Annotated in this window: 7 protein-coding genes and 3 rRNA genes (1 of these 10 cut by a window edge); 3 read left to right on the top strand and 7 right to left on the bottom strand. The window is 58.9% G+C overall.

Going from position 1 to position 13,131, the window contains the following annotated elements; genetic code table 11:
- Nucleotides 1–54: 54 nt before the first annotated feature.
- The 3 genes from DKB71_RS24225 to DKB71_RS24235 all read right to left on the bottom strand — a co-directional run bounded on the left by DKB71_RS24225 (nucleotide 55) and on the right by DKB71_RS24235 (nucleotide 3,904).
- Nucleotides 55–1,080 carry a histone deacetylase family protein gene (locus DKB71_RS24225; protein WP_408597916.1) on the bottom strand — a complete coding sequence of 342 codons (1,026 nt, stop codon included), beginning with the start codon at nucleotides 1,078–1,080 and terminating at the stop codon, nucleotides 55–57.
- Nucleotides 1,081–1,234: 154 nt separating this feature from the next.
- Complete coding sequence (locus tag DKB71_RS24230) at nucleotides 1,235–2,464, bottom strand: Zn-dependent hydrolase (RefSeq protein WP_408597918.1); 1,230 nt, start codon at nucleotides 2,462–2,464, stop codon at nucleotides 1,235–1,237.
- A 129-nt stretch (nucleotides 2,465–2,593) separates the two neighbouring features.
- Nucleotides 2,594–3,904: an MFS transporter gene (locus DKB71_RS24235; RefSeq protein ID WP_408597920.1), complete on the bottom strand. Its 1,311-nt coding sequence runs from the start codon at nucleotides 3,902–3,904 to the stop codon at nucleotides 2,594–2,596.
- A 410-nt stretch (nucleotides 3,905–4,314) separates the two neighbouring features.
- Between DKB71_RS24235 and DKB71_RS24240 the strand changes: the two genes are divergently transcribed.
- The 3 genes from DKB71_RS24240 (at nucleotide 4,315) to DKB71_RS24250 (ending at nucleotide 7,335) form a co-directional block, all read left to right on the top strand.
- Nucleotides 4,315–5,556: a molybdopterin-dependent oxidoreductase gene (locus DKB71_RS24240; protein ID WP_408597922.1), complete on the top strand. Its 1,242-nt coding sequence runs from the start codon at nucleotides 4,315–4,317 to the stop codon at nucleotides 5,554–5,556.
- A 10-nt stretch (nucleotides 5,557–5,566) separates the two neighbouring features.
- Nucleotides 5,567–6,214: a c-type cytochrome gene (locus DKB71_RS24245; RefSeq protein WP_408597924.1), complete on the top strand. Its 648-nt coding sequence runs from the start codon at nucleotides 5,567–5,569 to the stop codon at nucleotides 6,212–6,214.
- Nucleotides 6,215–6,417: 203 nt separating this feature from the next.
- Entirely contained in the window at nucleotides 6,418–7,335 is a 918-nt protein-coding gene (locus tag DKB71_RS24250; RefSeq protein WP_323609325.1) for a LysR family transcriptional regulator, read from the top strand.
- Nucleotides 7,336–7,365: 30 nt separating this feature from the next.
- Here the strand turns inward: DKB71_RS24250 and mrdA are convergent, their stop codons facing one another.
- The 4 genes from mrdA to DKB71_RS24270 all read right to left on the bottom strand — a co-directional run.
- Nucleotides 7,366–9,258 (bottom strand): penicillin-binding protein 2, encoded by a 1,893-nt coding sequence (mrdA, locus tag DKB71_RS24255; protein ID WP_408597927.1) that lies wholly within the window; start codon nucleotides 9,256–9,258, stop codon nucleotides 7,366–7,368.
- A 220-nt stretch (nucleotides 9,259–9,478) separates the two neighbouring features.
- Nucleotides 9,479–9,594, bottom strand: a 5S ribosomal RNA gene (gene rrf / locus DKB71_RS24260).
- Nucleotides 9,595–9,749: 155 nt separating this feature from the next.
- Nucleotides 9,750–12,643 (bottom strand): 23S ribosomal RNA (locus DKB71_RS24265).
- Between the two features lie 276 nt (nucleotides 12,644–12,919).
- Nucleotides 12,920–13,131, bottom strand: a 16S ribosomal RNA gene (locus DKB71_RS24270); it runs 1,325 nt beyond the window's last position.
- The 16S, 23S and 5S rRNA genes sit together here, the layout of an rRNA operon.

A 13,131-nucleotide genomic window follows, 5' to 3' on the forward strand; every position in this document is an offset into this window, starting at 1 on the left:
GAACAATGTGGGAGCGGGCTTGCTCGCGAAGGCGATAGACCGGACAGCAAAATTTCAGAGCTGCCAAACCTCAGGGCTCACAAAAAACGCCCGCGCATTATCCTCCAGACTCTCCAGGTGATACCCCCCCTCCTGCACGATCAAACACGGCAATCCCAGGCTGCGAATCCGCTCGCCGAGCACCGCAAACCCTTGCCGAGTCACCGCCACCTTGCTCTGCGGATCCAGCTCGAAAATATCGAACCCCAAGGACAACACCAACACCTCGGCACCGAACTCCGTCACCGCTTCCAGAGCTACATCCAGCTGCTCGAGGAAGTCGGCCTCGCTAGCCCCATGGGCCATCGGCAAGTTGAGGTTGAACCCCTCGCCCGCTCCGACGCCACGCTCATCGGCAAAACCCGCAACCCCCGGATAAAAATTGGTCGGATCGCCATGCACCGAGACATACAGCACGTCATCGCGATCATAGAAGATCTCTTGGATGCCCTGGCCGTGGTGCATGTCGGTGTCGAGCACCGCCACCCGCGCAAAACCACCACGCAACACCTGGGCCGCCACCGCGGCGTTGTTCAGGTAACAGAAACCGCCTGCCGCTTCGGCCCGGGCATGGTGCCCCGGTGGACGGCACAAGGCATAGGCCGCCGGTTCGCCATCGAGCAGGGCCTGGGCGCCGGCGACTGCGCTTTGCGCCGACCAGTAGGCCGAACGCCAAGTCTGCTCGCCCACTGGGCAACTGCCGTCGGCCAGGTAGCGCGCGGCTTGTGCGAGCACCCCGCGCAGGGCGTTGGGCTCACGCACGAAGATGTTCGACATCACCTCGTCGCCCCAATCCTCGGGGATTTCCTTCCAGCGCTGGTGGGCTTCCTGGAGGAACACCAGGTAGGGGGCACCGTGTACTGCCAGTAGCGGATCGAGCCCGGCATCAACGGGCTGTTCGACCTTGAAACCCAATGCCTTTGATGCCTGCACCAGGCGCTGGGCGCGCTCGGGTACTTCCTGGGGGGTGCGCATCTGGCCACGGGAGTAGTAGCTGCGTGGATGGTGGAGCAATTGTTCGGGGTGGAAAAAACTGCGCATGGAGTGAATACCTGTCAGTTAACTAAAATCTTGAAACTGAGTACGGCCTGAATGTGGGGGCGGGCTTGCTCGCGAAAGCGGTGCGTCAAACAACATCTGCATCGACTGACACTCCCTCTTCGCGAGCAAGCCCGCTCCCACATGGGAATAGTGTTTACCCAGTGATTTCGGCGCGAGCCAGCACTGCGTTGAGCAGCACATCAGTGCCCTGGCGCACATCTTCGGGCAACACATCTTCCGCTTCGTTATGGCTCAGGCCACCCACACACGGAATGAACACCATGGCCGTCGGGCAGAACCGCGCCAGGTGAATCGCGTCGTGCCCGGCACCGCTGACGATCGATTGCTGGGCGTAGCCCAGGGCATCCACCGCCTGCTGCACCGCCGCCACGCAATCGGCATCGAACGGCGTGGCCGGGCTGATCCAGTGTGGGGTAATGGTCAGGTTCAAACCGCGACCGTCGGCGATCGCCTGCAGTCGCGCACGAACCTGTTGCTCCATGGCCTCGATGGCTTCGTCGCGGTGATGACGCAGGTCGACCGTAAAGTTGACCAGCCCCGCAATGGTGTTGCGCGAGGACTTGTTGATGCTCAACTCGCCCACCGTGGTCAGGCCTTCGGGGGCGAAATCGGCAGCCAGGCCTTCGATGGCCTGGATCATCCGCGCCACGCCGTACAAGGCATCCTTGCGCAGCGGCATGGGCGTCGTACCGGCGTGGGCGGCCATGCCTTCGACGCGCACGTCGAGCCAGCGGATCGCCTGGCCGCCGCTGACCACGCCGATGCTTTTTGCGTTGTCTTCGAGGATCGGCCCCTGTTCGATATGCGCTTCAAAGTATGCATCCACCGCACCGCCCAACGGACGATCGCCCGCGTATCCCGTGCGCTGCAGCTCTTGTGCGACGCTGATGCCATCGGCATCGCGCACCGCCAGCGCCGCGTCCAGCGACATGATGCCGGTGAATACCGCCGAGCCGAACATCGCCGGGGTGAAGCGTGCGCCTTCTTCGTTGGTCCACACCGCCACTTCCAGTGGCTTGCGGGTCTGGATGCCGAGGTCATTGAGGCAACGCACCACTTCCAGGCCGGCGAGCACGCCGTATACGCCATCGAACCGACCGCCTTCGGGCTGGGTGTCGAGGTGGCTGCCCATCATCACCGGCGCGGCATCGGGATCGGTGCCGGCGCGGCGGGCGAACAGGTTGCCGATGGCATCCACGCTCAGGGTCATGCCGGCCTCGCGGCACCAGTGGGCAAACAGTTCACGACCGGCCTTGTCTTCGTCGCTCAAGGCCAGGCGGCAGCTGCCGCCACGGGCAGTGGCACCGATTTCGGCCATCGCCATCAGACTCGCCCAGAGGCGTTCGCCATTAATCTTCAACATAAATCACTCCAGGAAAATGCAAAACGACGCTTTGTAGGAGCCGGCTTGCCGGCGAAGAGGCCTTCAAGACATGCATCGATCTTTCGACCGTCTTCGCCGGCAAGCCGGCTCCTACAGTTCGGTTCGGCGTCAGGCGTTGGCCATTTCCACGCGTTCAGCACTGGCATGGCGACGGGCAAGGGACAGGACACAGATCAAGGACGTTGCGGCGATCAGGCTGTAGAACATCGCCATCGGCCACCATTGGCCGGCGAACTTGTGCGCCAGCATCGTGCCGATCAGCGGCGTCAAACCACCCGCCACGGCCCCGCAAATCTGGTACGCCAGGGAGATCGCGGTGTAGCGCACCCGGGTCTCGAACATGCCGCTGACGTAACCTGCGATCACCGCATAAAACGACGCCATGCACACCACCGCCAGGGCAATGCCGAGGATGATCAGCGGCGCCTGGGCCGAACTCACCAACACGAACATCGGGTAAGGCGAGGCCATGGCCAGCAGCGACACCAGGCACAGGAAACGGGTCGCACCGATCTTCTCGGCGACCCACGCCGCCAGGGGTTGAATACAGAACTGGATGATCGCGACGACGAACAGGCACTCCAGGATCAACGAGCGCGGCAGCTCAAGTTGTTGGGTGGCGTAGGCGATCATGAAGGTATTGGTGAAATACACCCCGGCGATGCCCAATGTGTTGGCACCGATGCACAACAGCAGCGGCCGCCAGGCGGTGCGCAGCACTTCCATGACCGGCGCCTGCTCCTTGCGTTGGTTTTTGCTGGCCTGCTCGCGGCTGGCGAGAAACTCCGGCGACTCGTTGACGCCCAGGCGAATCGCCAGGCCCACCAGCAACAACAGCGAACTGGCGAGGAACGGCAAGCGCCAGCCCCAGCTCATCAGGTCTTCTTCCGGCAAACGGGTGACCGCGCTGAAGGCCAACAGCGACAGGATCAAACCCGCCGGGCTGCCCAGTTGCGCGAACGAGGCAAAGAAATTGCGTCGGCCCTTGGGCGCATGCTCGCCGGCCATCAACACCGCCCCGCCCCACTCGCCACCGACGGCAATGCCCTGGACGATGCGCAACAGAATCAACAGTACCGGTGCCGCTGCGCCGATCTGCGCGTAGGTCGGCAGCAAGCCGATGCACACCGTGACCACGCCCATCATCAGCAAGGTGATGATCAGCGATTTCTTGCGGCCGATGCGATCGCCGATATGACCAAAGACAATCCCACCCAACGGCCGCGCAAAGAAGCCCACGGCGAAGGTGCCGAACGCGGCCATGGTGCTGAACAGTTTGTCGTCGGAGGGGAAGAACAGCGCACCGAACACCAGCGCGGCGGCGGTGGCGTAGATGTAAAAGTCGTACCACTCGATCATGGTGCCGATAAAGGCTGCGGCAGCCGCACGGCGCGGCTGGGACGAAGCGGGAGGCTTCATGGGGGCGGACTCCTTTGTTTATATTTTTGGCAGGAGATAAACGAACAATCAGCGGCGCTCTGGCGGCGCCGGTCTGGGGATGATTTTTCGTCCGCGGGCGATGATTAGTCAATTTTCTATTTGTTATTCTAAGTATAAACCACACTTATAATTTGGGATTGCAGGTGTCAGGGTGTGTCTCGCTGGACAAGGTGTAGATCACGCTCATCTGCTTCCCAATGTCGCCCCCGCATGGCCCGCCCTCTGTCATCAACTGCTAAAACACTGTCGCTCAATGAGAAGCAGACACCCCGCGCCTGGCGATACTGGTTGGCTCATCGAACAGTGACGCGACACGTCTAGACCGATGCCTTTGTGCCCTGATGGGGTTATCGGTTGCATCTCAAAAAAACAATCAAAGAGAGCGCAGAATGAAGTTCAGTTTTGTCGATAACAGCAAACCCACCCGACGGCGCGTTTTGCGCGATGCCTTGACCCTGGCGGTGGCCGCCTCCCCCTTGGCCAGCCTCGCCAGGGCAGCCGACGAGAGCGCCGAGGAAGTGACATTCGCGGCGGGCCCACGGCCGCTGGTGCAGTACCCGCAAAAACGCCCCTTGACCCTGGTGACCACTCGCCCACCGCACCTGGAGACGCCCTTCGCGGTCTTCAACGAAGGGCCTATCACCCCCAATGACGCTTTTTTCGTGCGTTACCACCTGGCCAATTTCCCCACCAGCATCGATCCGGACAGCTACCGGCTGACGGTCAAGGGTGCGGTCGACACCGTGTTGTCGCTGTCCCTTGCAGAGCTCAAGGCGCTGGCGGAGCCGGTGGAAGTGGTGGCCGTCAATCAATGCTCGGGCAACAGCCGCGGCTTCTCGATGCCGCGGGTGTTCGGCGCGCAGTTGGGCAACGGCTCAATGGGCAATGCACGCTGGGTGGGTGTGCCGCTCAAGGCTGTGTTGGAAAAAGCGGGGGTGAAAGCCGACGCCAAACAAGTGACCTTCCGCGGCCTCGACAAACCGGTACTGCCAAGCACACCGGAGTTCATCAAGGCCCTGGACATCAGCCATGCCATGGACGGTGAGCCGATGATCGCCTGGTCGATGAACGGCACCGACCTGCCCTTCCTCAACGGTTATCCGATCCGCCTGGTGGTGCCCGGTTATTTCGGCACCTACTGGGTCAAGCACCTGAGCGAGATCGAAGTCGTCGACCATACCTACGACGGTTTCTTCATGGCCAAGGGTTACCGGGTTCCGGACAACGATTGTTTCTGCATCGCACCCGGCACTACGCCAGCACAAACCAAACCGATCTCCAAACTGCCGGTGCGCAGCTTCATCACCAGCGTTAAACAGGGCGATGTGTTGCCGCTGAAAAAAAAAGTGCTGCTCAAGGGCATCGCGTTCGACGGCGGTGCCGGAGTGAACAAGGTGGAACTGTCCATCGACGGTGGAAAAACGTGGCGTGAAGCCACGCTTGGCCAGGACCTTGGCCGTTTCTCCTTCCGCGAGTGGACGCTGGCGATCACCTTCACCAGCAAGGGCGCGACACAGCTGATGGTGCGCGCCAGCAACCGCGCGGGCGAGACCCAACCGCTGCAAGCCGACTGGAACCCTGCCGGCTACCGCCGCCACGTCGTCGAAACCAGCCACGTGACCGTCGCCTGAGGAGAGCCGGATGAAACCCATGAAAATCATGACCCGCTGGCTGTGCGCTGCACAAATCTGCCTGGCCGGTTTGGCCAGTGCAGCGCCCCTGTCGATCACCCTGCCGCCGGAAACGGCAGCCTTGAAGCCCAGTACGCTGCCGGGCTACCCGCTGGCCCAGCAGAAGTGTTCCACCTGCCATTCCGCCGACTACATCAACTTCCAGCCCCCGGGCATGAGCCTGGCGCAGTGGACGGCGGAAGCGGGCAAGATGCAGCACGTGTACGGTGCTCCGATCAGCGATCAGGACGTGACCATCATCGGCGCCTACCTGGCGGCCACCTACGGCAGTGCCAAGGCGAGCGATGCCGATGTACAGGCGGCCTCCAACCCGCCGGCGGGCCAACCTGCACCAGCCCCGATGGCAAAAGTCGACGCCACGACATTGCTGCAGAACAACGCCTGCCTGTCCTGCCACGCCATCGATCACAATGTCGTCGGCCCGGCTTATCACGATGTGGCGGCCCGGTACGCCAATGACCCGCAGGCCCTGGCCAAGCTGACGTCGAGCATTCAGCACGGTGGTAGCGGCAAATGGGGGGATATCCCGATGCCGCCTTTCGCGCAGTTGAGCCCGGACGATCTGCACAGCCTGGCGACGTTCATCCTGCAGCAGTGAGTCCATTGTGGCCTGGAGTGGTTTGAGCACGCAGGGCCAAGTCGATCCACTGCGCATGGATCGACTTGAACAGCGGCCGGCGGCATGCGGTCAGCTGATGCCTTGGCCCATGAGCTTTTCTGCGCCGCCAGGCGAACGATGTTAGGATCTGGCCCATTGCGGGGTGACTTGCCCTTTCATGTTTTTACTTTCCGTGAACACCTATGGACCGCCTGCTCAATGACCGCCTGGACTGGAACCTGCTGCGCACCTTTCGGGTAATCGGCCAGGAGCTGAGCATCAGCCGCGCGGCCGCCCGCCTGCACCTGACACAGCCGGCGGTGAGCCAGGCGCTCAAGCGCCTGGAAGAACAACTGGGGCGGCAACTGATCGCCCGGCGCGGGCCACGGTTTGCCCTGACCGAAGTCGGCGAGCAGATCTTCGAACTGGCAGGGGAAATCTACGGGCAGATGTCCCAGGTCAGCAGCGTGCTGGAACAACCGGCCGACGAAGTCATCGGCAAGGTGCGCCTGCTGATCATCAGCCGGATCTTCTCCGAGCGCTTCGATGACTTCCTCGCCGACTTTCATCGCCAGCACCCGCGGGTGGATCTGGAGGTCGAGGTAATGCGCAGTTCCGATATCGTCAGCGCCCTCCAGGAAAAAACCGCCACTCTGGGCCTGAGCCTCAACCGGCGCCCGCAGCCGCGCCTGGAACAGCGTCTCTTCCTGCGCCAGCGTTATGCGTTTTTTTGCGGCAAGCACCATGCGCTGTTCGGTCGACGTGACGTCGCCGAAGGGGATTTGCAGCGGGAGAATTTCGTCAGTTTCACCAGCGACCAGATTGGCGGCATGCTCTCGCCGTTGACGATCTTTCGCGACCAGCAGGGCTTCAGCGGACGCATCGTCGCCTCGTCGCCGAGCCTGGAAGAAGTCCGGCGACTGGTGATCGCCGGCTTCGGTATCGGTTGCCTGCCCGAGCACGTAGTGGCGGCCGACGTCGACGCCGGATTGCTCTGGCGCCTGCCGCCCCATGAAGGGATTGCCGATGTGGACATCCATTTGCTGTGGAACCGCGAGCAGCGCATGAGCCGTGCCGAGACGATCTTTCTCGAAAGCCTGCAACAGCGACTGACCGACTGAGCTCATGATTTTCTGCGGATGATAGATCGCTTATACGTGAGGATCGCCCGGTGCCTTGCTCGGCACCGCGTATTGCGGCTTGAGGTGGCCGTCCTGATCGAGTAGCCAGGCGTCCATGATCTGCCGCACCACCGGACCGGCGACACGGCCACCGGCCTCGCCGTTTTCGATCATCACCGAAATTACGATCCGCGGATGTTCGGCCGGGGCAAATCCGACGAACAAGGCATTGTCGCGGTTGCGCTCGCGGGTCTTCGCGCGGTTGTAACGCTCGCCCTGTTTGATCGCCACCACTTGCGCGGTGCCGCTCTTGCCGGCGATCCGGTACTGCGCCCCCGCCGCTGCCGCCCGGGCGATCCCGCGGGCATCGTGCATCACCATCTGCATGCCGTGGTTGACCTGCTCCCAGTCGCGCGGGTCCTTGAGCAGGATATTCGGCATCGGATGCTCGTCCACCGGCGCGACCCCGTCGACGGTCTTGGCCAGGTGCGGGCGGTTCCACACGCCTTTGTTGGCTATAAGCGCCGTGGCCTGCGCCAGTTGCAGAGGCGTGACCTGCATATAGCCCTGACCGATGCCGAGGATCACGGTTTCCCCGGGGAACCACGGCTGACGCCGCGTGGCGCGCTTCCAGGCCTGGGACGGCATCAAGCCGGGGGACTCTTCGAACATGTCCAGCGAGACCTTTTCCCCGAGGCCGAACATGGCCATGTAGTCGTGCAGTCGATCGATGCCCAGCTTGTGCGCGAGGTCGTAGAAGTAGGTGTCGTTGGAGCGCATGATCGCCGCGTCCATGTCCACCCAACCGTCGCCGCTGTGGTTCCAGTTGCGGTACTTGTGGTCGAAGTCCGGGAGTTGGTAATAACCTGGATCGAAGACCCGGGTCTGCGGCGTGACGATGCCGGCGTCGAGCCCGGCAATCGCGACTTCCGGCTTGATGGTCGAGCCCGGCGCGTAGAGCCCGCGCAGCACACGGTTGAACAGCGGTCGATCGATGGAGTCGCGTAGCGCCGAGTATTCCTTGGAGCTGATACCGGTGACGAACAGGTTCGGATCGAAACTCGGGTTGCTGACCATGGCGAGCACTTCACCGGTCGACGGATCCAGCGCGACCACGGAGCCACGACGATCGCCCAGGGCGTGCTCGGCGGCCTCCTGCAGCTTGACGTCCAGGCTCAGGACGATGTTTTCACCGGGCACCGGATCGGTGTGCTTGAGCACGCGCAACACGCGGCCCTGGGCATTGGTCTCGACTTCCTCGTAACCGACATGGCCGTGCAGTTGCGACTCGTAGAATTTTTCGACCCCGGTCTTGCCGATGGACTGGGTACCTCGATACTCGACGGTATCCAGGACCTTGGACTCTTTCTCGTTGATCCGTCCGACGTAGCCGACTGAATGCGCGAAGTGCTCGGCCAACGGATAGTGCCGCACGAACTGCGGCTCGACATCGAGGCCCGGCAAACGGAACTCGTTGACCGCCAGTACCGCGATCTGCTCCTCGGTCAGTTCATAGAACAAGGTCACCGGCACGAACGGATGCCGTGCCTGTTTCATCGCCTTGTCGAACTGCGTGCGGTCTTCGGCAGGCAGGTGCAGCAGGCTGATCACTTCGTCCAGTTCCTGATTGACGTCGGACGCGCGTTCGCGAGTGATGATCAGGTTGTAGCTGGGTCGGTTGTCCGCCAGGACCACGCCGTTGCGGTCATAGATCAAGCCGCGGGTAGGCGTGATCGGCAGCACGTGGACACGGTTGTTTTCGGAGATCGTCGAGTGATAATCGAATTCCACCACCTGCAGTACGTATAGGCGCACCACCAGTGCACAGGTGATGGCGACGACAAACAAGGCACAGGCCATCAGTCTCTTGTTGACCAGGCGCGTCTCTTTTTCGTGGTCTTTGATTGGAATCGGTTGGGGCATTTCTGTAGCAACTCTGAAAAGAAAATGCCGATCCCTGGGCTTGAAACAGTCCGTTAAAAAAACGAGCTGCACCATAACAAAAACTGCCGGGTCACTTTCGTGTCATTTTCTTTATGTTGGGCCGCGGAAAGCCGCCCGGAGCAACCGGCATCATGCAGGAAAAACGGGCACAAAAACAAAACCCCTACCTGCATGCGCAGATAGGGGTTTCGGAATTTAATCTTGACGATGACCTACTCTCACATGGGGAAACCCCACACTACCATCGGCGATGCATCGTTTCACTTCTGAGTTCGGGATGGGATCAGGTGGTTCCAACGCTCTATGGTCGTCAAGAAATTCGGGTACTGAGTCGTGGCCGGTTGGCCTCGCTTCAGCAAATTGGGTATGTGACAGCTGGTGTTTTGTGAGCATCTCGAACTTTCGGTTCTTTCGTCTTCACACACCGCAATCTGATGCTCTTTCGAGTAGTCAAATTGCTTGGGTGTTATATGGTCAAGCCTCACGGGCAATTAGTATTGGTTAGCTCAACGCCTCACAGCGCTTACACACCCAACCTATCAACGTCGTAGTCTTCGACGGCCCTTCAGGGGACTCAAGGTCCCAGTGAGATCTCATCTTGAGGCTAGTTTCCCGCTTAGATGCTTTCAGCGGTTATCTATTCCGAACATAGCTACCCGGCAATGCCACTGGCGTGACAACCGGAACACCAGAGGTTCGTCCACTCCGGTCCTCTCGTACTAGGAGCAGCCCCTCTCAAATCTCAAACGTCCACGGCAGATAGGGACCGAACTGTCTCACGACGTTCTAAACCCAGCTCGCGTACCACTTTAAATGGCGAACAGCCATACCCTTGGGACCGGCTTCAGCCCCAGGATGTGATGAGCCGACATCGAGGTGCCAAACACCGCCGTCGATATGAACTCTTGGGCGGTATCAGCCTGTTATCCCCGGAGTACCTTTTATCCGTTGAGCGATGGCCCTTCCATACAGAACCACCGGATCACTAAGACCTACTTTCGTACCTGCTCGACGTGTCTGTCTCGCAGTCAAGCGCGCTTTTGCCTTTATACTCTACGACCGATTTCCGACCGGTCTGAGCGCACCTTCGTACTCCTCCGTTACTCTTTAGGAGGAGACCGCCCCAGTCAAACTACCCACCATACACTGTCCTCGATCCGGATAACGGACCTGAGTTAGAACCTCAAAGTTGCCAGGGTGGTATTTCAAGGATGGCTCCACGCGAACTGGCGTCCACGCTTCAAAGCCTCCCACCTATCCTACACAAGCAAATTCAAAGTCCAGTGCAAAGCTATAGTAAAGGTTCACGGGGTCTTTCCGTCTAGCCGCGGATACACTGCATCTTCACAGCGATTTCAATTTCACTGAGTCTCGGGTGGAGACAGCGCCGCCATCGTTACGCCATTCGTGCAGGTCGGAACTTACCCGACAAGGAATTTCGCTACCTTAGGACCGTTATAGTTACGGCCGCCGTTTACCGGGGCTTCGATCAAGAGCTTCGCGTTAGCTAACCCCATCAATTAACCTTCCGGCACCGGGCAGGCGTCACACCCTATACGTCCACTTTCGTGTTTGCAGAGTGCTGTGTTTTTAATAAACAGTCGCAGCGGCCTGGTATCTTCGACCGGCGTGGGCTTACGCAGCAAGTGCTTCACCCTCACCGGCGCACCTTCTCCCGAAGTTACGGTGCCATTTTGCCTAGTTCCTTCACCCGAGTTCTCTCAAGCGCCTTGGTATTCTCTACCCAACCACCTGTGTCGGTTTGGGGTACGGTTCCTGGTTACCTGAAGCTTAGAAGCTTTTCTTGGAAGCATGGCATCAACCACTTCGTGTTCTAAAAGAACACTCGTCATCAGCTCTCGGCCTTGAAATCCCGGATTTACCTAAGATTCCAGCCTACCACCTTAAACTTGGACAACCAACGCCAAGCTGGCCTAGCCTTCTCCGTCCCTCCATCGCAATAACCAGAAGTACAGGAATATTAACCTGTTTTCCATCGACTACGCTTTTCAGCCTCGCCTTAGGGACCGACTAACCCTGCGTCGATTAACGTTGCGCAGGAAACCTTGGTCTTTCGGCGTGGGTGTTTTTCACACCCATTGTCGTTACTCATGTCAGCATTCGCACTTCTGATACCTCCAGCAAGCTTCTCAACTCACCTTCACAGGCTTACAGAACGCTCCTCTACCGCATCATCCGAAGATGATACCCGTAGCTTCGGTGTATGGTTTGAGCCCCGTTACATCTTCCGCGCAGGCCGACTCGACTAGTGAGCTATTACGCTTTCTTTAAAGGGTGGCTGCTTCTAAGCCAACCTCCTAGCTGTCTAAGCCTTCCCACATCGTTTCCCACTTAACCATAACTTTGGGACCTTAGCTGACGGTCTGGGTTGTTTCCCTTTTCACGACGGACGTTAGCACCCGCCGTGTGTCTCCCATGCTCGGCACTTGTAGGTATTCGGAGTTTGCATCGGTTTGGTAAGTCGGGATGACCCCCTAGCCGAAACAGTGCTCTACCCCCTACAGTGATACATGAGGCGCTACCTAAATAGCTTTCGAGGAGAACCAGCTATCTCCGAGCTTGATTAGCCTTTCACTCCGATCCACAGGTCATCCGCTAACTTTTCAACGGTAGTCGGTTCGGTCCTCCAGTCAGTGTTACCTAACCTTCAACCTGCCCATGGATAGATCGCCCGGTTTCGGGTCTATTCCCAGCGACTAGACGCCCTATTAAGACTCGCTTTCGCTACGCCTCCCCTATTCGGTTAAGCTCGCCACTGAAAATAAGTCGCTGACCCATTATACAAAAGGTACGCAGTCACAGAACAAAGTCTGCTCCCACTGCTTGTACGCATACGGTTTCAGGATCTATTTCACTCCCCTCTCCGGGGTTCTTTTCGCCTTTCCCTCACGGTACTAGTTCACTATCGGTCAGTCAGTAGTATTTAGCCTTGGAGGATGGTCCCCCCATATTCAGACAAAGTTTCTCGTGCTCCGTCCTACTCGATTTCATGACTAAGAGATTTTCGCGTACAGGGCTATCACCCACTATGGCCGCACTTTCCAGAGCGTTCCGCTAATCTCAAAGCCACTTAAGGGCTAGTCCCCGTTCGCTCGCCACTACTAAGGGAATCTCGGTTGATTTCTTTTCCTCAGGGTACTTAGATGTTTCAGTTCCCCTGGTTCGCCTCTTGCACCTATGTATTCAGTACAAGATAACCATCTTATGATGGCTGGGTTCCCCCATTCAGACATCTCCGGATCAAAGTCTGTTTGCCGACTCCCCGAAGCTTTTCGCAGGCTACCACGTCTTTCATCGCCTCTGACTGCCAAGGCATCCACCGTATGCGCTTCTTCACTTGACCATATAACCCCAAGCAATCTGGTTATACTATGAAGACGACATTCGCCGAAAATTCGATTGTGCTCAAAGAGCAACTCACAAATTTTACCTTAGCCTGATCCGTTACCAGTGAAAGTAACGTTCAGTCTATCTTTCTATCACATACCCAAATTTTTAAAGAACGGTTCTGAAAAAGATCAGAGCTAAGTATTCGAATCGAATATTTAGCTCTGCACTTTTACAAACGCATGAATCAAGCAATTCGTGTGGGAGCTCATGGAGCAGCTGAGTCGTCGATTAAGGAGGTGATCCAGCCGCAGGTTCCCCTACGGCTACCTTGTTACGACTTCACCCCAGTCATGAATCACACCGTGGTAACCGTCCTCCCGAAGGTTAGACTAGCTACTTCTGGTGCAACCCACTCCCATGGTGTGACGGGCGGTGTGTACAAGGCCCGGGAACGTATTCACCGCGACATTCTGATTCGCGATTACTAGCGATTCCGACTTC

Origin of the sequence: Pseudomonas sp. PLMAX (assembly GCF_046042685.1) — a bacterium.
Taxonomy (GTDB): domain Bacteria; phylum Pseudomonadota; class Gammaproteobacteria; order Pseudomonadales; family Pseudomonadaceae; genus Aquipseudomonas; species Aquipseudomonas putida_AE.

Coding starts and splice junctions, on each gene's coding strand:
- DKB71_RS24230 (WP_408597918.1), bottom strand. CDS start 2,464: ATGTTGAAGATTAATGGCGAACGCCTCTGGGCGAGTCTGATGGCGATG.
- DKB71_RS24235 (WP_408597920.1), bottom strand. CDS start 3,904: ATGAAGCCTCCCGCTTCGTCCCAGCCGCGCCGTGCGGCTGCCGCAGCC.
- DKB71_RS24240 (WP_408597922.1), top strand. CDS start 4,315: ATGAAGTTCAGTTTTGTCGATAACAGCAAACCCACCCGACGGCGCGTT.
- mrdA (WP_408597927.1), bottom strand. CDS start 9,258: ATGCCCCAACCGATTCCAATCAAAGACCACGAAAAAGAGACGCGCCTG.
- DKB71_RS24250 (WP_323609325.1), top strand. CDS start 6,418: ATGGACCGCCTGCTCAATGACCGCCTGGACTGGAACCTGCTGCGCACC.
- DKB71_RS24245 (WP_408597924.1), top strand. CDS start 5,567: ATGAAACCCATGAAAATCATGACCCGCTGGCTGTGCGCTGCACAAATC.
- DKB71_RS24225 (WP_408597916.1), bottom strand. CDS start 1,080: ATGCGCAGTTTTTTCCACCCCGAACAATTGCTCCACCATCCACGCAGC.